The sequence below is a fragment of the Pseudonocardia abyssalis genome (assembly GCF_019263705.2).
GTDB classification, from domain to species: Bacteria; Actinomycetota; Actinomycetes; order Mycobacteriales; family Pseudonocardiaceae; genus Pseudonocardia; species Pseudonocardia abyssalis.
Genome location: NZ_JADQDK010000001.1, coordinates 3,656,131 through 3,674,286, shown reverse-complemented (window position 1 = coordinate 3,674,286; position 18,156 = coordinate 3,656,131). Strand labels below are relative to the sequence as shown.

The 18,156-nt window shown below is 74.4% G+C and carries 19 protein-coding genes; 13 read left to right on the top strand and 6 right to left on the bottom strand.

Going from position 1 to position 18,156, the window contains the following annotated elements:
* The first annotated feature begins 49 nt into the window (after positions 1-49).
* From I4I81_RS17820 to I4I81_RS17790, 7 genes are all read left to right on the top strand, one after another.
* Positions 50-709, top strand: a complete 660-nt coding sequence (locus tag I4I81_RS17820) for a DedA family protein (protein WP_218616201.1) — start codon at positions 50-52, stop codon at positions 707-709.
* 62 nt (positions 710-771) lie between these two features.
* A complete protein-coding gene (locus I4I81_RS17815; protein WP_218604072.1) occupies positions 772-1,512 on the top strand; it encodes a class I SAM-dependent methyltransferase in 741 nt (246 codons plus the stop codon).
* Positions 1,512-2,528, top strand: coding sequence for a pyridoxal-phosphate dependent enzyme (locus I4I81_RS17810; protein ID WP_218604071.1), 1,017 nt, complete (start codon positions 1,512-1,514; stop codon positions 2,526-2,528). The genes I4I81_RS17815 and I4I81_RS17810 overlap by 1 nt, the downstream gene beginning before the upstream one ends.
* Complete coding sequence (locus tag I4I81_RS17805; protein WP_218604068.1) at positions 2,525-3,328, top strand: Rossmann-like domain-containing protein; 804 nt, start codon at positions 2,525-2,527, stop codon at positions 3,326-3,328. The genes I4I81_RS17810 and I4I81_RS17805 overlap by 4 nt, the downstream gene beginning before the upstream one ends.
* Positions 3,328-4,296 carry an ABC transporter substrate-binding protein gene (locus tag I4I81_RS17800; RefSeq protein ID WP_218604067.1) on the top strand — a complete coding sequence of 323 codons (969 nt, stop codon included), beginning with the start codon at positions 3,328-3,330 and terminating at the stop codon, positions 4,294-4,296. Before I4I81_RS17805 ends, I4I81_RS17800 begins: the two co-directional genes overlap by 1 nt.
* Positions 4,293-5,372, top strand: a complete 1,080-nt coding sequence (locus I4I81_RS17795) for a FecCD family ABC transporter permease (RefSeq protein ID WP_218604066.1) — start codon at positions 4,293-4,295, stop codon at positions 5,370-5,372. The genes I4I81_RS17800 and I4I81_RS17795 overlap by 4 nt, the downstream gene beginning before the upstream one ends.
* 10 nt (positions 5,373-5,382) lie before the next feature.
* Positions 5,383-6,165, top strand: a complete 783-nt coding sequence (locus tag I4I81_RS17790; protein WP_218604065.1) for an ABC transporter ATP-binding protein — start codon at positions 5,383-5,385, stop codon at positions 6,163-6,165.
* Here I4I81_RS17790 and I4I81_RS17785 read toward each other — a convergent pair.
* Positions 6,135-7,694: a molybdopterin-dependent oxidoreductase gene (locus I4I81_RS17785; RefSeq protein WP_226363433.1), complete on the bottom strand. Its 1,560-nt coding sequence runs from the start codon at positions 7,692-7,694 to the stop codon at positions 6,135-6,137. The genes I4I81_RS17790 and I4I81_RS17785 overlap by 31 nt on opposite strands.
* Before the next feature lie 107 nt (positions 7,695-7,801).
* Between I4I81_RS17785 and I4I81_RS17780 the strand changes: the two genes are divergently transcribed.
* The gene (locus tag I4I81_RS17780) at positions 7,802-8,623 is read left to right on the top strand and encodes an SAM-dependent methyltransferase (RefSeq protein WP_218604064.1); all 822 of its coding nucleotides are present in this window, start codon (positions 7,802-7,804) and stop codon (positions 8,621-8,623) included.
* Here the strand turns inward: I4I81_RS17780 and I4I81_RS17775 are convergent.
* The 5 genes from I4I81_RS17775 to I4I81_RS17755 all read right to left on the bottom strand — a co-directional run bounded on the left by I4I81_RS17775 (position 8,620) and on the right by I4I81_RS17755 (position 13,050).
* Positions 8,620-9,495 carry a Sco1979 family transcriptional regulator gene (locus tag I4I81_RS17775; protein WP_226363432.1) on the bottom strand — a complete coding sequence of 292 codons (876 nt, stop codon included), beginning with the start codon at positions 9,493-9,495 and terminating at the stop codon, positions 8,620-8,622. The two genes, I4I81_RS17780 and I4I81_RS17775, sit on opposite strands and share 4 nt — an antisense overlap.
* Positions 9,496-9,526: 31 nt before the next feature.
* On the bottom strand, positions 9,527-10,177 hold the full coding sequence (locus I4I81_RS17770) for a class II aldolase/adducin family protein (protein WP_218604063.1): 651 nt from the start codon (positions 10,175-10,177) through the stop codon (positions 9,527-9,529).
* Positions 10,174-11,628: a YibE/F family protein gene (locus I4I81_RS17765; protein ID WP_218616200.1), complete on the bottom strand. Its 1,455-nt coding sequence runs from the start codon at positions 11,626-11,628 to the stop codon at positions 10,174-10,176. Before I4I81_RS17765 ends, I4I81_RS17770 begins: the two co-directional genes overlap by 4 nt.
* Before the next feature lie 67 nt (positions 11,629-11,695).
* On the bottom strand, positions 11,696-12,403 hold the full coding sequence (locus I4I81_RS17760; protein WP_218616199.1) for an SIMPL domain-containing protein: 708 nt from the start codon (positions 12,401-12,403) through the stop codon (positions 11,696-11,698).
* Positions 12,404-12,636: 233 nt separating this feature from the next.
* Positions 12,637-13,050 carry a MarR family winged helix-turn-helix transcriptional regulator gene (locus I4I81_RS17755; RefSeq protein WP_218603737.1) on the bottom strand — a complete coding sequence of 138 codons (414 nt, stop codon included), beginning with the start codon at positions 13,048-13,050 and terminating at the stop codon, positions 12,637-12,639.
* 61 nt (positions 13,051-13,111) lie between these two features.
* Between I4I81_RS17755 and I4I81_RS17750 the strand changes: the two genes are divergently transcribed.
* The 5 genes from I4I81_RS17750 to couO are packed head-to-tail and all read left to right on the top strand — an operon-like array spanning position 13,112 to position 18,114.
* On the top strand, positions 13,112-13,687 hold the full coding sequence (locus I4I81_RS17750; RefSeq protein ID WP_225925764.1) for an AMP-binding protein: 576 nt from the start codon (positions 13,112-13,114) through the stop codon (positions 13,685-13,687).
* A complete protein-coding gene (locus tag I4I81_RS17745) occupies positions 13,684-14,457 on the top strand; it encodes a crotonase/enoyl-CoA hydratase family protein (protein ID WP_218603735.1) in 774 nt (257 codons plus the stop codon). The genes I4I81_RS17750 and I4I81_RS17745 overlap by 4 nt, the downstream gene beginning before the upstream one ends.
* Entirely contained in the window at positions 14,454-16,361 is a 1,908-nt protein-coding gene (locus I4I81_RS17740; protein WP_218603734.1) for an acetoacetate--CoA ligase, read from the top strand. Before I4I81_RS17745 ends, I4I81_RS17740 begins: the two co-directional genes overlap by 4 nt.
* Positions 16,358-17,248, top strand: coding sequence for a 3-hydroxyacyl-CoA dehydrogenase NAD-binding domain-containing protein (locus I4I81_RS17735; RefSeq protein WP_218603733.1), 891 nt, complete (start codon positions 16,358-16,360; stop codon positions 17,246-17,248). The genes I4I81_RS17740 and I4I81_RS17735 overlap by 4 nt, the downstream gene beginning before the upstream one ends.
* A complete protein-coding gene (couO, locus tag I4I81_RS17730; RefSeq protein WP_218603740.1) occupies positions 17,248-18,114 on the top strand; it encodes an amidohydrolase family protein in 867 nt (288 codons plus the stop codon). Before I4I81_RS17735 ends, couO begins: the two co-directional genes overlap by 1 nt.
* Positions 18,115-18,156: the final 42 nt, after the last annotated feature.

Below are 18,156 nucleotides of genomic sequence, written 5' to 3'. Positions count from 1 at the left end.
GGTCTTTGTACCGATGTATCAGGGTGCCGGCCCCGGCAGTCTGAGGCGCATGGTCGACATGCTCCGGTTCGTCACCGAGGCCGCACTCGCGTCACCCTGGCTGCTCGCGGTGATCGTCGGGATGGCCCTGGTCGATGCGCTGCTGCCGGTGGTGCCGAGCGAGGCGCTGATCATCGCGGCCGGGGTGTCGGCGGTGACGGGGGAGCAGAACCTGTTCGCGGTGATCGCGGCGGCGGCGTTCGGCTCCCTGCTCGGGGAGTGCCTGGGCTACCTGATCGGGCGCGGGGTCGGGCCCGCGGTCCGGTCCCGCTACGCCGCCGACGGCCGGCGCGCCGAGAACTACGACCGGGCCGAGCGGTTGCTGCACCGCCGCGGCGGAACGGTCCTGCTCACGGCCCGGTTCCTGCCGGGCGGGCGCACCGTCGCGACGCTCGCCGCGGGGGCCACCGGCTACCCGGCGGCACGGTTCGTCGGCTTCACCGTGCCCGGGACGCTGCTCTCGGCGTCGTGGTCGGCGGTGCTCGGGTTCGTCGGCGGGGCCGCGTTCGCCCACGACACCGTGACCGCGCTCGTCGTCGGCTTCTGCTTCGCCAGTGCCGTCGGGTTCGTGGTGGAGGGGGTGCGCCGGCTGCGCAGGCGGGCGGTGGTCGGGGCGGGGCCCGTCGAGGCGGCCCCCGAGCGGGAGCTCGTCGGGGTCGCCCACACCTGACGACGATAACCATGCGCACGTAAAGGCTTGTTCTGGAAACCATTGTCATTAACTATGAGGGCATGACCTCGACCCGCGCCTCCAGCTGGGCGCTGCACGACCGGCTGCCGCAGACGCTCCAGCCCGCGGAGATCCGCGCGATCAACAACCCGAGTCGGGCGATCCACGACCACCGCACGTACACCTGGAACGGCTGGGACTTCGACCTGCCGCCCGGCGTGTTCCGTCCCGGCGGGACGAGCCGGCTGGTGCACGCCCGGCTGCTCGACGGCACGCTGCCCGTCGCGGGCCTGCGGTACGCGGCGATGGGGGCCGGGCTCGGGGTCGAGGCCGTCGTCGCCGGGGTGCGCGGGGCGTCCGCCGTGTACGCCCTCGACGTCCACCCGGAGAGCGTCCGCACCGCGGCCCGGCACTACGCGCGGATCGTCGGGACCGACGGTCCGCCGCTGTACCCGGTCGTCGCCGACGTCTGGGAGGGCTTCCCGGACGGCGTGCAGGTCGACGTCGTCACGTTCAACCCGCCCGCGATCGAGCTGCCGCTGTCCGACGACCCCGACATCGTGCGCAACCTGTGCGTCGGGCGCGACATCGCGGCGCGGTTCTTCGGCCAGCTCGTCGCGCGCGACCTGCTCGCGCCCGGCGGCGTCGTGTACCTGATCGTCTCGAACACCGCGCCGCTGCGCGACGTCGTCGCGACCGCCCTGGACGCGGGGTTCGACGCCGAGGTGGTGCACGTCGAGGACTGGCCCGGCGACGACGTGCAGACCTACCTGTTCGCGCTGTGTCGGCCGGACAGCCGGTGATCCACGCCCACTACGCCGACGCCATCGCCGATCCGGACCCGATCCTGGTCGAACCCGGCGTCGTCTGCCTGCGCTTCGAGGTCATGAAGGTGCGCTCGGCGCTCGGGGCGGTGCGCCACCTCGTCGAGTCCGGCCTGGTCCGCCGCGGCGACACGCTCGTCGACAGCTCCAGCGGCATCTACGCCCACGCTCTCGCCCTCGCGTGCCACCGCTACGGGATGCGCTGCCACATCGTCGGCTCCACGACCATCGACCGGACGCTGCGCCTGCAGCTGGAGATCCTCGGCGCCACGCTGGAGCAGGTCCGGTCCTCCACCGACCTCAAGCTCGACCAGAACCTGCGGGTGCACCGTGTCGGCGAGCTGCTGCTGCGCAACCCGCGCTACCACTGGATGCGCCAGTACCACGACGGCGTGCACTACCTCGGTTACCGCGAGGTCGCCGAGACGGTCGGCGCCGACCTGCCGACGGGCCCGCTGACGATCGTCGGCGGGGTCGGCACCGGCGCATCGACGGGCGCGCTCGCGACCTACCTGCGCCGGGCCGGGCGCGATGTCGAGCTGGTCGGCCTGCAGCCGTTCGGCAGCGTCACGTTCGGGGCGGAGCACACCGCCGACCCCGACATGATCATCGCGGGGATCGGGAGCTCGATCGAGTTCCGCAACGTCCGCCACGACCTCTACGACCGCATGCACTGGATGGCGTTCCCCTACGCGCGGGCGGGGGCGATCGATCTCCTGCGGCGCAGCGGCGTGTTCGCCGGCCTCTCGTCGGGGGCGGCCCACCTGGTGGCGCGGTACGAGCGCGCGCTCGCCCCCGGGCGCACGGTCGTGTTCCTCGCCCCCGACACGGGCCACCGCTACGTCGACGCGGCGTACGCGGGGCACGAGGACGTCCCGGCGGTCGACGGCCTCGCGCCGCGCGTCGTCGGCGGTGTCGAGGACCTCGAGCCGCCGTGGTCGGCCCTGCCGCTGGTGGCCCGGCCGGTGGCGCAGCCCGCGCGGGTCGCGTCGTGAAGGGGGTGGGTGAGCTCGTCGAGCAGGTCCTCGACGGCCTCCACGGGCCGCCGCCCGCGGAGGTGACCGCCACCAGCGTCTTCTGGGTGCACCACGGGACCCGCCTGGCCGGTGGCACGACGACCTATCGCAACCAGTACCTGCTGGTCCGGGTCGGGCCGGCGTTCGGGGCGTGCGGCTTCGAGGCGGGCGAGGTGGATCCCGGCATCTGCGCCGACGCCTCGGGGGCACCGGTCGCCGACCTGCTGCGCGACGGGCCGCCGGTGCTGCGGCTCGCCGCGTTGGACGCCTACCTGGCCTCGGGCGCGCCGCACCGGGAGTCCTCGGCCACTGTCGTGACGCTGAGGGCCGGGCCGCCCGAGGTCCGCGCACGGGCCCGGGACGCGGCCGTCGCGAGCCTGCTCGACGTCGAGCCCGGCGCCCGCGTCGCTCTGATCGGCGTGGTCGACCCGCTCGTCGCGGCGATCCGGGAGCGCGGCGCCGAGCCGCTGCCGTGCGACCTCAACCTGCACACGACCCGGTGGGGCGACCCGGTCACCTCCGACATGGCGGAGGTCCTCGACGTCGCCGACGCCGTGGTCGCCACCGGCATGACGCTCGGCAACGGCACGTTCGACACGATCCTGGCCCGCTGCCGCGACCGGGGCGTCCCGCTGATCGTCTACGCGCAGACCGGCAGCGCCGTCGCGCGCGCGTTCCTCGGCGGCGGCGTCTCCGCCGTGTCCGCGGAGCCCTTCCCGTTCTCCCAGTTCAGCGCCGACCCAACGGCGCTGTACCTCTACACCGACAAGGAAACCTGATGTTCCACCGACTCGGACCGGCCGTGCTGGCCGTCCTCGCACTCGCCGCCTGCGGGGCCCCGGCCGCGCCCGCACCCGCGGCGGCCGCCGTCACCGTCGAGAACTGCGGGCGCCAGGTCACCCTCGACGCACCTCCCGAGCGGGTCATGGTCATCGGCGGGGAGGCGGGCACGCTCGTCGCCGCCGCCGGGGGCGCCGACCGGATCACGACATTCGCGCCGCTGCGGGGCGAGCCGCTCGGCGCCGCGGAGGCCGAGCTGGCCGCGCGGCCGCAGGCCCCGATCGGCACCGCCACCGACATCTCCCGCGAGTTCGTCCTCGGGCAGACCCCGGACCTCGTCGTGACGTTCGGCCTGGAGGGCACCTCGCCGGAGGAGCTGGCGGAGCTCGGCATCCCGACGCTGATCGTCGCGGGCTACTGCGGCGGGTTCGGCGCGGGCCAGTCGCAGCGTTCCGGGTCCGCGCTGGAGGAGGTCGCGACCGACGTCGAGATGATCGGCACCGCGCTGGGCACCTCCGGGGTCGCCGACGCCGTGGCCGACGACCTGCGCGCGCGGGTCGAGGCGGTGCGCTCCGCAGCGGCCCCCGACGGGCGCAGCGCGGTGGCGTTGTTCGTGTCCGGTCCCGACAGTGCGCTCGGGGCCTACGGGAACCTGGGGATGGTGCACGAGCAGCTGGAGCTGGTCGGCCTGGGCAACGTGTTCGGCGCGGAGGCGGAGCGCTACTTCGAGCCGAGCGTCGAGGCCCTGATCGGCACCGCGCCCGACGTCGTGCTGGCCCTCCACGAGCCCGGCGACACGACCGAGCAGGAGGTGCGCGAGTCGGTGCTGTCCCGCCCGGAGCTGGCCGGGCTGCCCGCCGTGGTGAACCGGGACGTCCTGGTGCTCGACTTCTTCCGCTCCGGGCACGGCACCCTGGCCGTCGACGGGCTCGAGGAGCTCACCGCGCAGCTGGCCACGCTCCCGTGACCCTGGACGTCCTGGCCGCCCCCGTCGTCGACGACCTCGGCCGGGCCGCCCGGCGGTGGCACACCGCGCTGTGGACCGGCGGGCTCGGCGTCGTGCTGGTCCTGACGGTCCCGCTCGCCGTCGGGTTCGGGCCGGTGTCGATCCCGCCGGGCACGGTCGCGGCGATCCTCGGGCACCACGTGCTCGGGTTCCCCGCACAGGCCACGTGGGGCCCGGCCGAGGACAGCATCGTGTGGCTGGTCCGGGCGCCCCGGGTGTTGCTCGGGGCGGCCGTCGGAGCGGCGCTCGCGATGGCCGGGGTCGCGCTGCAGACCCTGGTCCGCAACGTGCTGGCCGAGCCGTACCTGCTCGGGGTGTCGGCGGGGGCGTCGACCGGGGCGGCGGCGACGATCCTGTTCGGCGTCGGCTCCGCGCTGGGTGGCGGCGCACTGACCGGCAGCGCGTTCCTCGGTGCGCTCGGCGCGATCGGGCTGGTGTTCGCCGTCGCGGGGCTCGGGGGCGCGGTCACCTCGGTGCGTCTGCTGCTCGCCGGGGTGGCGGTGGGTTACGTGCTGCAGGCCGTCACCAGCTTCATGATCTTCGCCTCGGACAGCCCCGAGGGGTCCCGTGCGGTGCTGTTCTGGCTGCTCGGGTCGCTCGCCCAGGCCGACTGGGCCGCGGTGACGGTCGTCGCGTCGACCACCGTCGTCACGCTCGGGCTCCTGCTCGTCTGGTCGCGGCGCTTCGACGCGCTCGCCGTCGGCGACGACACCGCCCGCGCACTCGGCACCGATCCGGCCCGCCTGCGGCTCGTCGCCCTGCTCGCCGTCGCGCTGTGCACCGGTGCCGCGGTCGCGGTGTCCGGCGGGATCGGCTTCGTCGGGCTCGTCGTGCCGCACGTCGCCCGGCTGTGCGTCGGCGGCGTGCACCGTCGGGTCCTACCCGTCGCCGCGCTCATCGGTGCGGCGTTCCTGATCTGGGCCGACGTCGTCGCGCGGCTGGCGTTCTCCCCGCGGGAGCTGCCGCTGGGGATCGTCACCGCCGTCGTTGGAGCGCCCTTCCTGCTCGTGCTCGTCCGCCGCCTGCGCGCGGCCTGAGAGGAACCCGATGATCACCGCGTCGGACGTGACGTTCGCCTACGACGGCACCCCGGTCCTCGACGGCGTGGGGATCGCCGCGGCCGCAGGTGGGGTGCTCGGGCTGATCGGGCCCAACGGCAGCGGCAAGACGACCCTGCTGCGGATCCTCTACACCGCGCTGCGGCCGCGGTCCGGGGCCGTGCTGCTCGACGGCGAACCGGTGGCGGCACTGCCGGGCCGGGAGCTGGCGCGCCGGATCGCCGTCGTCGCGCAGGAGAGCCCGCCGGAGCTGCCGATCTCGGTCGCGGAGATGGTGCTGCTCGGGCGGTCGCCGCACCGCTCGTCGTTCCAGGCGTTCACGGGCGACGACCACGCGGTCGCGGCCGCCGTACTGCGCCGCGTCGGGATGCGCGAGCACGCGGAGCGGGGGTTCTCGCTGCTCTCCGGCGGGGAGAAGCAGCGGGTCCTGATCGCCAGGGCGCTCGCGCAGGAGGCCGGGCATCTGCTGCTCGACGAGCCGACCAACCACCTCGACATCCGCTACCAGCACGAGGTGCTCAGCCTCGTCGCCGCGCTGGGGATCACGACGATCGTCGTGCTGCACGACCTGAACCTGGCGGCCCGTTACTGCGACCGGCTGGTGCTGCTCGACCACGGCCGGGTCGCCGCGACCGGCCCGACGGCCGACGTGCTGCGGCCCGAGGTGCTCGAACCCGTCTACCGGGTGTCGGTCCGCCGGTTCGACGATGACGGCTGCGTGCAGCTGGTGTTCCGGCCCGTTCAGACCGCGCTGAACACCACGGAGTGGTAGCCGGTGGCGCCGTCGGGGAGCACCGGGGCGCGCTCCTCGGTCTGCGTCACGCCGTTCGCGTCGGTGGCCCGGACGGTCACGACGTGCGCACCCGCCGCGGCGACGACGTCGGCCCGCCACATCCGCCACGTGTCGCCTCCGACCTCGGTGGCCAGCTCCGCAGGCGTCCACGGGCCGTCGTCGAGGCGTACCTCGACGCGGCTGATCCCGACCGGCTGGGCCCACGCGATCCCGGCGACGGTGACGCGCCCGGCCGGCGTGCTGCCGGCGGCCTTCGGCACGTCGATGCGCGACTGCGTCTTCACCGGCCCGAGCCGCCCCCACCCCCGCTGCAGCCAGTACGCCTGCTTCCGGTCGAACGTCGTGACCTCCAGGTCGGTGACCCATTTCGTCGCCGACACGTACCCGTAGAGGCCGGGCACGACCATGCGCACCGGGAACCCGTGCTCGGGCGGCAGGGCCTCGCCGTTCATCCCGACGGCGAGCAGCGCGCCGCGGTCGGGTTCGAGCAGCACGTCGACGGGGGTGCCCGCGGTCCACAGGCCGTCGCTGCTGGTGGAGAGCACCTGGTCGGCCCCGGGGGCGATGCCGGCCTCCAGCAGGATCTCCCGCAGGTCGACGCCGGTGAAGTTCGAGGTGGAGATGTAGTCGTCGCCCACCTCGTTGGACACGCAGATCATCGTGACCGTGCGCTCCAGCAGCGGGCGGGCGAGCAGGTCGTCGAAGGTCAGGGTGAGCTCGCGGTCGACCATGCCGTGGATGCGCAGCGACCAGTCCGCCGCGGTCTGCGTGGGGATCCGCAGCGCGGTGTCGATGCGGTAGAAGTCGGCGTTGGCCGTCAGGAACGTCGGCGTGCCCACCTCGGGGAACGCGGCCCCCGCGGGGATGGCCGGGGCGCGCTCGGCCAGCGCCAGTCCGCGCAGCCGCGCCGTCACCTCGTCGCGCGAGCCGGTGAGGCGTCCGCCGAGGAGCTGACCCAGCCCGCCCGCGGCGAGCGCGCCGAACCCGACGAGGGCCGACGTGCCGGTCAGCACCGTGCGGCGGTCCATCCCGGTCCCCGCACGGGGGGCCGCGGGGAGCGCGAGCGCGTGCAGCCTGCGCAGCGCCAGGACGCCGACGCCCGCGGCCGCCGCGGGGGCGAGCAGGTCGACGGGGGTGAACGCGGGGGACAGTGCGACGGCGGCGAAGCCGAGCAGCCCGAGCCCGGTCAGCGCCCGGGTGCCGGGCCGCGGCCGCTCGCGCGACGCGAGCCCGACGCCGACCGCCGCCGCGAGCAGGACGACCGCCATCCCGGCGAGCAGCACGGGCTTGTCGGCGACGCCGAACGCGGACTTCGCGAACTCGACGAGCCACTGCGGCGCCAGGGCGATCGCCCCGTTGCCGACGGCCAGGAACGGCGACGACGCGGGGGAGACCAGACCCGCGACGAGGTGCCCGGCGGCCAGCGCGGCGGCGACGGCGAGCACCCCGATCGCCGCGGCCGTGCGGCGGGGGACGACGGGTGTCGGGTGGGTGGTCGTCGTGCTCACGCCCCCATCCTCCTCCGCGGTCGTGCGCGCCCCGCCCGGCGTGTCTGACGAAACGGTGACGATAGGCTGCGCGCGACACACTGGGGAACGGACTGGGGGACGGCCGGATGAGCGACAACAGAGGTCTCGACGACGCGCCGGCGATCCCGGACGTCGACCTGACCCGCCCGTCGATCGCCCGCGTGTACGACTACGTCCTCGGCGGCAAGGACCACTACGAGATCGACCGCCAGGTGTCCGCCGCGCTGTTCAACGCCGTGCCCGAGACCAGCAACCTCGCCGAGGACAACCGCAACCACCTGCGCCGCGCCGTCACCTGGCTGGTGCGCGAGGCCGGCATCCGGCAGATCCTCGACCTCGGCTCGGGCCTGCCGACCGCGGGCAACGTGCACGAGATCGCGCACGCGGCCGACCCGTCGGTGCGCGTCGTCTACGTCGACATCGACCCGATCGTGCTGGCCCACGGCCGCGCGCTGCTCGACGACGACGACACCACCACGGTGATCACCGGCGACGTCCGCGACATCGACGCGATCTTCGCCGACCCCGCCGTCGCCGAGCTGATCGACACCTCGCAGCCGTTCGCGGTGCTCGCGGCCAGCATCTTCCACCACCTCTCCGACGACGAGGACCCGTACGCGGTCGCCGCGGCGATCACCGCGCGGCTCAGCCCGGGCAGCTACCTGCTCGCGAGCAACTTCCTCGACGACGACGAGCCGCGCGCGAAGGCGCTGGAGAAGGCCTTCCTCGAGGGCGGCCTGGGCACCGGCCGGTTCCGCACCTGGGCCGAGCAGCGTCGCTTCTTCGACGGGCTGGAGCTGGTGGAGCCGGGCCTGACCTACGCCAACGACTGGCGGCCCGACGACCAGACGCCGACCGACAGCCCCACCCACACGCTCTACGCGGCGGGCATCGGCCGCAAGGCCTAGAACTTCTCGATCAGCCCGGCCAGGGCGGTGCGGGTGTCGCGCGGCGTGAGCGCCTGCACGACGAGCCGCTCCCAGACCCCCGAGTAGTCCTCCACGTCGGAGCGCTTGTCGAGGTAGACCGCGCTGTTGAGCTGCTCGAGGTAGACGATGTCGGGCAGGTCGGACTCGGCGAAGCGCAGGATCGAGAACGGGCCGCCCGCGGCGGCGTGGCTGCCCGCGCGGAACGGCAGCAGCTGCACGGTGACGTTGGGCCACCGGCTCGCCTCGAGCAGGTGCTCAAGCTGGCCGCGCATCACCGCGGGCGTGCCGTAGGGGCGGCTGACCGCGGCCTCGTCGATCACGACCCACAGCTGCGGCGCACCCGGCTCGAGCAGCATCTTCTGCCGCCCCATCCGCAGCTGCACCCGCTGGTCGACGTCCTCGGGCGGCGAGCCGCGGTGCCCGAGCAGCACCACGCTGCGGGCGTACTCCTCGGTCTGCAGCAGGCCCGGCACGAACTGGAGCTCGAAGCTGCGGATGACCTTCGCGGCCTGCTCCAACCGCAGGTACATCTCGAACCAACCGGGCAGGACGTCGCTGTGCTGCTGCCACCAGCCGCGGGCGTTGGCGCGGGTCGCGAGGTCGCGGTACCCGTCCCGCTCGGCCTCGTCGGTGACGCCGTAGAGGGTCAGGAGGTCGAGTACGTCGCGTTCCTTGCAGCCGACGCGGCCCAGCTCCAGGCGGCTGATCTTCGCGCTGGACGCGCGGATCGCGTCGCCCGCCCGCTCGCGGGTGATGCCGTTGGCCTCGCGCAGCCGACGCAGCTGGGTGCCCAGCACGATGCGCAGGACCGTGGGGCCACCCTGGTCGGGCGGTGGTGACGGTGCGCTCACGGTTGTACCCCCATCGCGTCCAGCATAGCCGTCACGTCCGGGGCGGGGTCTGCCCGTGGCCGCCGAGGGCGGTGCGGACACGGTCGATCTCCGCGGCGTCGAGGGTCCGCAGCGGCAGGCCGGTGCCGAGTGCGCGCAGGGCGACGTCGCAGACGTACTCGAGGTATGCGGCCCGGTCCAGTGCCCCGGCCAGCGCGGGGGCGACGAGCACCGCCCCGTGGTTCGCCATGAGCGCGGCGCTACGGCCGTCCAGCGCGGCGTGGACGTGCGCGGCCAGCTCCGGCGTGCCGAAGGTCGCGTACGGCGCCACACGGACCGCGCCGCCGAAGAACGCGGAGTAGTAGTGCGTCAGCGGCACCTCGTCGACGACGGTCGAGAGCGCGGTCGACGCGGGGGCGTGGGTGTGCAGCACGACCTCGCCGTCGCACGCACCGTCGCGGGTGTGCACGAGGACGTGCAGCGCGAGCTCGGAGGTCGCGCGCAGCGGCGCGTCGATCGGGGTGCCGTCGAGCGCGTGCACGCCGACCATCTCCGGCGTCATCTCCCCGTAGTCGACGGCCGACGGGGACACCGCGATCCGGTCGCCGTCGCGCACCGAGACGTTGCCCGCGGTCCCGACCACCAGGCCGCGGTCGACGAGCCCCCGGCACAGGTCGACGACGGCGGCCCGGGCGGCGTTCATCGTCCGATCCTCCCGCGCGTGCTCACGACGACGGCGAGCGCCGTGGTCAACGGCACCGCCGCCACGAGCCCGATGCTGCCGACCAGCGTCCGGACGACCTCCGTGGCGATGACCTGGCTGGTCAGGGTGTCGGCGAGGCCGCGCTCGGCGACGCTGAACAGCAGCAGCAGGGGCAGGGCGGCGCCCGCGTAGGCGAGGACGAGCGTGTTGACGGCCGACGCGACGTGGTCGCGCCCGATCCGCATGGCCGCGGAGAACAGGGCCGCCGGTCGCAGGGCCGGGTCGGCGGCGCGGAGCTCCCACACCGCGCTGGTCTGGGTGACCGTGACGTCGTCGAGCGCACCGAGGGCGCCGATCATCAGCCCGGCCAGGACGAGCCCGCGCCCGTCGACCGCGGTCCCGAGGGTGTTGGCCAGGCTCGCGGTGTCCTCGTCGGCGCCGGTCAGGCGGGACGCCGCGGCGAACGCGACGCCCAGCACCCCGATCAGGACGAGGCTGCCGAACGTCCCGAGCACCGCCGTCGAGGTGCGGGAGGAGAAGCCGTGCGTGAGGTACAGCGCGCAGAACATGATCGCCGTGCACCCGACGACGGCGACCAGCAACGGGTCGCGCCCGGCCAGGATCGCCGGCAGCACGAACCCGACCAGCACCACGCCCGTGACCACCAGCGACCCGAGCGCGGCGAGCCCGCGGAAGCGCCCCAGCGCGATCACCGCCGCCGCGAACAGCAGCGCGAGCACCAGCAACGGGACCTCGCGCTGGAAGTCGACGATCTGGTAGGACTCCGGGTCCGCGATGTCGCCGTCGACGGAGAGCGTCACCTCGTCGCCGGTGGTGAACGGGGAGACCCCGCGTACGACGGACACGAGGGTGACGATGCTGGTGCCCGCCGCGTCGCCCCCGGTCAGCCGCACCGTCAGCGCCGCGCAGCCGCGGTCGCCCTCGCCGGGGGAGCAGTCGCTCTGCGCCGTCGCCGCCACGGTGCCGGTGACGCGGGGCAGGGCCGCGGCCCCGTCGAGGGCCTCGGCGCGCACGAACGGGAACAGCAGGACGAGTCCGACCAGGGTCGCGACGGCCGCGGGCACCAGCAACGCCGCGATCGCGATGCGCACCCGGCGGTCGGCGTGGGGGGCCGGACCGTGCCCGTGCCCGTGCCCGTGCCCGGTGAGGGTGGGGGTGTCGGTGGGGTGGACGTGCTCGGGGCCGGCGGGGCCGGGTGCGTCCGCCTGCTCTGCGTCCGCGTGCGCCGTGTCCGGGTGGCCGCCGTCGGGTGCGGTGGGCGGGTCTCCGTGGCCGGGGTCGTCCTCGCCGCCACCTCTATGTCGGCCGGTGGGGCGGGGGTCGATCTCGATCGGGCCGGTGGGGGCGTCCGGGTCGCCGGTCGCGGCGTGCGGGCCGGTGCGGGTGGTGCTGTCGCCGCGGTGGCGGGGCCCGTGCCGGGGGGAGCTCATCCGTCGGATTCTCCCGTGTCCCCGCCCGCGCCCGGTGTCCGGTCCGTCCGGTCCGTCCGGTCGCCGGTCAGCCGACCGCGCGCACGACCTCCACGACCACGCTGACGTCCTGGCTGCCCGGCAGCAGCGGCACCGCCGCCTCCTGTCGCGCGAGCGCGTCGGCGGCGTAGGGCTGCGGCGCGTTCCCGGTCGGGATCTCGGTGATCGACAGCAGCCCGCCCGGTGACACCCCGGCCGCCTCCGCCATCTGCTCGACCTGCGCCTCGGCCCGCCGCACGGCGTCGGCGCGGGCGGCCGCGCGCTGCTCGGAGTCGTCGTCGATGGAGAAGCTGATCTCCTGCACCCGCACGGCGTCCCCCGCCGCCTGCGCCGCCGCGTCGATCAGGGCCCCGGCCCCGCCGAGGTCGCGCAGCGTCGCCGTGACCTCGTTGCTCACCTCGTACCCGGTGACGGTGCCGTCGGGGGAGTAGTTCGGGTAGATCGACAGCCCGCTCGTGCGCAGGTCCTCCTCCGCGACCCCGCTGCCGCGCAGTACCTCGATCAGCGCGGCGGAGCGGGTGTTGTTGTCCTCCAGCGCCGCGGCCGCAGCCGGGGCGTTCGTGGCGACGCCGAGCACGACGGTGAGCGTGTCCGGTGTGCCGCTGACGGTGCCGACACCTCGCGCCGAGATACCGGGCGACGGGGCGGGGGCCGCCGACCCCAGCTGGGCGGGGGCGGCGCAGCCGGCGAGGGCGAGGGCGAGGGCGGCGGTGGGGAGCAGGAGGGCGCGCTTCATGCCCTCAGGACGGAACGGGCCGCGATCCGGTTGCACGGCCCGATCGGGTGGCGGTGATCAGGATGGCGGAACGCGGGCAGCCGGCGAGCTCAGGCTGCGCCGGTGCGTCTCCGGCGCCAGCGCCAGGCAGCCGATGGCGAGGACGCAGAGGACGGCGATGATCACCGAGATCACGAGCTCGCGCCGCGGGCCGCGGAGGTGGCGGTGGAGATCCTGACGGTGCACGCGGCCGGTCAGGTCAGGGCCTCCCGGCACGCGTTGAGGTGGGTGCGCAGGGCGGCGCGCTGGCCAGGGTCGAGGTCGGCCAGCATCCGCTCCTCCAGTGCCCCCACCTCCTCGGCGAGGGCGGCGAGCAGGGCTCGGCCCTCGGCGGTGAGGCTGGTGCGCAGCCGCCGGCCGTGGGACGGGTCCGGCGTGCGGACGATGTGCCCGCGGGCCTGCAGTGCCGCGACGATGTCGGCCATGGCCTGCGGTGTGACGAACGAGGTGCGGGCGAGGTCGGCGGTGGTCAGGCCGTCGCGGCGCTCCAGGACGGTGAGCGCGGTGTAGGTCGAGGTCGTGAGGCCGTGCGGGCGCAGCAGCTCGTCGAGGTGCGACCGCACGGCCAGCTCGACCTGCTTCACGACGTAGAGCAGGGACGGCGGCACCTCTCGACAATAACAGGTTTCCTGTTAACCTCGGAGCCGTGCACCCACCCCGACGGACACGCTGCAGCAGGGCTACGGGATGACCGAGGCGAGCCCCGGCGTGCTCATGGCCACCCGCGAGGGGGCCACGGCACACCCGGTGTCCGTGGGCGTGCCGCACTTCTTCACCGACGTGGCGATGGTCCGCGACGGCGAGGTCGTACCCGTCGACGCCGGGCCCGCCGAGCTGCTCGTCCGCGGGCCGGACGTGTTCGCCGGGTACCGGGGGCGACCGGAGGACACGCTCGACGGCTGGTTCCGCACCGGCGACGTGCTGACCGTGGCGCCGGACGGGTGGGCCACGGTCGTCGACCGCGTCAGGGACATGTCCATCTCCGGCGGCGAGAACGTGTACCCGGCGGAGGTCGAGGCGGTGCTGCTGGCCGTCGACGGGGTGGTGGGCGAGACCGGCGTCGGGTTCGTGCAGCCGGGCGAGGGCGTCGACCTCGATCCCGACGCGCTGCGCGAGCACCTGACCGCACACCTGGCCCGGTACAAGGTGCCGCGCCGCATCGTGATCACCGGGGAGCTGCCCCGCAACGCGACGGGCAAGCCCCGCCGCACCGAGCTGCGGGCGACCGCGGAAGGACTCACGTGAACCTCCCCGACTCCGTGCAGGTCGAGGACCACGGCGCCGTCGCCGTCGTCCGGTTGCACCGCGCCGCCAAGCGCAACGCCCTCGACGATGCCACCGTGCTGGGCCTGGAGGCCTACTTCTCCGCGGTGCCCGAGGGGGTCCGCGCGGTCGTCCTCGACGCCGACGGCGACCACTTCTCCGCAGGCCTCGACCTCGGCGAGCTCGCCGAGCGCGACGCCTACGAGGGACTGCTGCACTCCCGGATGTGGCACCGTGCCTTCGCCCGCATCGAGCACGGCGCCGTGCCGGTCGTCGCGGTGCTCAAGGGCGCGGTCGTCGGCGGCGGGCTGGAGCTGGCCTGCGCCGCGCACATCCGGGTCGCCGAGCCCAGCGCGTTCTACGCCCTGCCGGAGGGCAGCCGCGGGTTGTTCGTCGGCGGCGGCGCGTCGGTCCGGGTGCCGAAGCTGATCGGGGCGCACCGGATGGCCGACATGATGCTGACCGGCCGCGTCCTCGACGCCGACGAGGGGCACGCGCTCGGGCTGTCGCAGTACCGGGTCGACGACGGGCAGGGCCTCGACCACGCCCTCGGCCTGGCGAAGAAGATCGCGGGCAACTCGCCCGTCACGAACTTCGCGGTGCTGCAGGCCCTGCCCCGCATTGCCGACGCCGACCCCGAGCAGGGCTACCTGATGGAGGCACTGATGGCCGCGGTGGCGTCGAGCAGCGACGAGGCGCAGACCCGGATGCGGGAGTTCCTGGCCGGTCGCGGGCCGAAGGTGGAGAAGTGAGCCGCATCGAGGCGTTCGCCGAATCGGTGGGGATCGGCGACTACGCCGCCCTGCACCGCTGGTCGGTCACCGACCTCGACGGGTTCTGGTCGGCCGTCGTCGAGCACCTCGACGTCGACTTCACGACCCCGCCGACCGCCGTGCTCGGCCGCCGGGAGATGCCGGGGGCGCAGTGGTTCCCCGGCGCCGAGCTCAACTACGCCGCGCACGCGCTGCGCGGGACGGGCGGCGTCGCCGTCGTCGCGTACTCCCAGACCCGCGACGTCGTCGAGCTGACCTGGGACGAGCTGCGCGACCAGGTCGCGCGGGCCCGCGCCGGGTTGGCGCGGCTCGGGGTGGGCCGCGGCGACCGGGTCGTCGCCTACCTGCCCAACATCCCCGAGACGCTCGTCGCGTTCCTCGCCGCGGCGAGCCTCGGCGCGGTCTGGGCGAGCTGCGCGCCGGAGTTCGGGGCGCGCAGCGTGATCGACCGCTTCGCCCAGATCGAGCCCACCGTCCTGCTCGCCGCCCCCGGCTACACCTACGGCGCGAAGCCGGTCGACCGGCGTGCCGAGGTGGCGGCGCTGCGGGCGGGCCTGCCGACGCTGCGGCACGTCGTCGCGGTGCCCTACGGCGCGGGGGACCTCCCGGACACCACGACGTGGGAGGAGCTACTGGCCGAGCCGGCAGCACTCGCGTTCGATCCCGTCCCGTTCGACCACCCGCTCTACGTCCTGTTCTCCTCCGGCACCACGGGGAAACCGAAGGCGATCGTGCACGGGCACGGCGGCATCACCGTCGAGCACCTGAAGAACCACGCGTTCAGCTGGGACCTCGGCCCCGGCGACCGGATCCTCTGGTTCTCCACCACCGCCTGGATGATGTGGAACGCGCTGGCGTCCGGGCTGCTCTGCGGGGCATCGGTCGTGCTGGTCGACGGCAACCCGGTCTTCCCCGACGTCGGCTGGCAGTGGCGGATCGCGCAGGAGACCGGCGCGACGCTGATGGGCGCCTCGCCCGGGTTCCTCATGGCGTGCCGCGCCGAGGGGTACGTGCCGCCCGCGCTGCCGCGGCTGCGCCAGCTCGGCGCGGCCGGGAGCCCGCTGCCGCCGGAGGGGTTCCGGTGGGTCGCCGAACACCTCGACGGCGTGCTGCTCAATGTCGGCAGCGGCGGCACCGACGTCTGCACCGGGATCGTGCAGGGCAGCCCGTGGCAGGCGTGCGTGACCGGGGAGATCGCCGGGCCGACGCTCGGCGTGGCCGCCGCCGCGTTCGACGAGGACGGGAAGCCGGTCGTCGGGGAGCTGGGGGAGCTGGTGATCACCGAGCCGATGCCGTCGATGCCTGTGGGGTTCTGGGGTGATCCCGACGGCTCCCGCTACCGCGACGCGTACTTCGACGTCTACCCCGGCGTGTGGCGCCACGGCGACTGGGTGCGGTTCTCCGCGACGGGGAGCTGCGTGATCGCCGGACGCTCGGACGCCACGCTCAACCGCGGCGGCGTCCGGCTGGGCACCGCGGAGTTCTACGCCGTGGTCGAGGAGCTGCCCGGGATCGTCGACAGCCTGGTCGTGCACCTGGAGGACCCGGCGGGCGGCAACGGGGAGCTGCTGCTGTTCGTCCAGCTCGCCGACGGCGCGGAGCTCGACGAGGCCCGGATCGCCCGCGAACTCCGCACCGCGTTGAGTCCACGGCACGTGCCCGACCGCATCACCGCGGTGCCGCTCGTGCCGCGCAACCGCACCGGCAAGAAGCTGGAGCTGCCGGTGAAGCGGATCCTGCTCGGCGCACCGGTCGACGACACCGCCCGCGGCGTGCTCGCCGACCCGACCTCCCTCGACGCCTTCAGCGGCTTCGCCGCCCGTGACCGGAAGAGCGGGCCGGGGCGCGCTTCTCCGCGCACAGGCGCCGCAGGTGCGTCATGAGCACCGTCGCCGTGGTCGGGACCGGCGCGATCGGCGTCAGCTGGGCGGCGCACTTGCTGAACCACGGGCTCGACGTCGTGGCGTCCGACCCCGCGCCCGGCGCGGAGGAGCGGCTCCGGGCGGGTGTCGTCGAGATCGGCGCCGACCCGGCCCGGCTCACGTTCACCGCCGACGCAGGGGACGCCGCCGCGGCCGCCGACTTCGTGCAGGAGAACGCCCCGGAGCGCGCGGACGTCAAGCACACGCTGTTCGCTCGGCTCGACGAGGCCGCCCGCCCGGACGTCGTGCTCGCCAGCAGCTCGTCCGGGATGCTGCCGAGCACGATCGCGCGGGCGGCGACCCGGCACCCCGAGCGCGTGCTCGTCGGCCATCCGTTCCACCCGCCGCACCTCGTTCCGCTGGTGGAGGTCGTGCCGGGGGGACGCACGTCGGAGGCCGCGATGGACGCGGCGATGGCGTTCTACGTCTCCGTCGGGAAGAAGCCGATCCGGCTGCGCCAGGAGCTGCCCGGCCACATCGCCAACCGGCTGCAGGCGGCGTTGTGGCGCGAGGCGTACTCGCTCGTCGACCGCGGGGTGGCCTCGGTCGCCGACATCGACACCGCGATCTCGCAGGGCCCCGGCCTGCGCTGGGCCGTGCTCGGCCCGTTCGCCAACCAGCACCTCTCCGGAGGTTCCGGCGGGATCGCGCACATCCTGGAGCACCTCGGCGCGCCGACCGAGGCGTGGTGGCGCGACCTGGGCCACCCCACCATGACCCCCGAGCTCGAGAAGAAGATCATCGACGGCGTCGACGAGGAGCTGGCCGGGGTCGACCCGGCCGTCCTCGCGCGCCACCGCGACACCGTGGTCCGCGCGCTGCTGGCCCTCAAGGAGGAGACCCCGTGATCGACCTCGCGACCATCGACGCGATCGACGTCCACGTCCACGTCGAGCAGGACGGCCACGGCTGCCTCTCCCTCGACCAGGAGCTGATGGACGCCTCCGCGGCGTACTTCCGCGCCGACCAGGACCGCACCCCCACCGTCGAGACGATCGCCGGGCACTACCGCGAGCGCCGGATGGCCGCGGTCGTGTTCACCGTCGACGCGACGACGGCGACCGGGCACCCGAGCCTGTCGAGCGAGGAGATCGCCGACGCCGCCGCGGCACACCCCGACGTGCTCATCCCGTTCGGCTCGGTGGACCCGCACGGCGGGGCGGCGTCGGTGCGCCGGATCCGATCCCTGGTGGACGCGCACGGCGTCCGCGGGTTCAAGTTCCACCCGAGCCTGCAGAACTTCACGCCGAACGACCCCGCGTTCTACCCGCTCTACGAGGCGATCACCGAGGCCGGGGTGCCCGCGCTGTTCCACACCGGGCAGACCGGGATCGGCGCGGGCCTGCCGGGCGGGCGGGGGATCAAGCTGCGGCTGTCGGACCCGATGCTGCTCGACGACGTCGCCGCCGACTTCCCCGAGCTGACGGTCGTCCTCGCCCACCCGTCCGTGCCGTGGCAGGACGCGGCGATCTCGATGGCGACGCACAAGTCGAACGTCTTCATCGACCTGTCCGGCTGGTCGCCGAAGTACTTCCCGCCGCAGCTCGTGCGCGCGGCCAACTCGTTGCTCAGGCACAAGGTGCTGTTCGGCTCCGACTTCCCGGTCATCACCCCGGACCGCTGGATCGCCGACTTCGCGAAGCTGGACATCAAGGACGACGTCCGCCCGCTGATCATGAAGGACAACGCGGTGCGGATGCTGGGCCTCGCCTGAGCTGTGGCCCGGGTCACCCCCGGCCGGGTGACGGACCACGGA

Excerpts from the sequence above, each read along its gene's own strand:
- I4I81_RS17735 (WP_218603733.1), top strand. The coding sequence starts at position 16,358 with ATGAGCACCGTCGCCGTGGTCGGGACCGGCGCGATCGGCGTCAGCTGG.
- I4I81_RS17820 (WP_218616201.1), top strand. The coding sequence starts at position 50 with ATGGTCGACATGCTCCGGTTCGTCACCGAGGCCGCACTCGCGTCACCC.
- I4I81_RS17780 (WP_218604064.1), top strand. The coding sequence starts at position 7,802 with ATGAGCGACAACAGAGGTCTCGACGACGCGCCGGCGATCCCGGACGTC.
- I4I81_RS17815 (WP_218604072.1), top strand. The coding sequence starts at position 772 with ATGACCTCGACCCGCGCCTCCAGCTGGGCGCTGCACGACCGGCTGCCG.
- I4I81_RS17770 (WP_218604063.1), bottom strand. The coding sequence starts at position 10,177 with ATGAACGCCGCCCGGGCCGCCGTCGTCGACCTGTGCCGGGGGCTCGTC.
- I4I81_RS17760 (WP_218616199.1), bottom strand. The coding sequence starts at position 12,403 with ATGAAGCGCGCCCTCCTGCTCCCCACCGCCGCCCTCGCCCTCGCCCTC.
- I4I81_RS17800 (WP_218604067.1), top strand. The coding sequence starts at position 3,328 with ATGTTCCACCGACTCGGACCGGCCGTGCTGGCCGTCCTCGCACTCGCC.
- I4I81_RS17765 (WP_218616200.1), bottom strand. The coding sequence starts at position 11,628 with ATGAGCTCCCCCCGGCACGGGCCCCGCCACCGCGGCGACAGCACCACC.
- I4I81_RS17790 (WP_218604065.1), top strand. The coding sequence starts at position 5,383 with ATGATCACCGCGTCGGACGTGACGTTCGCCTACGACGGCACCCCGGTC.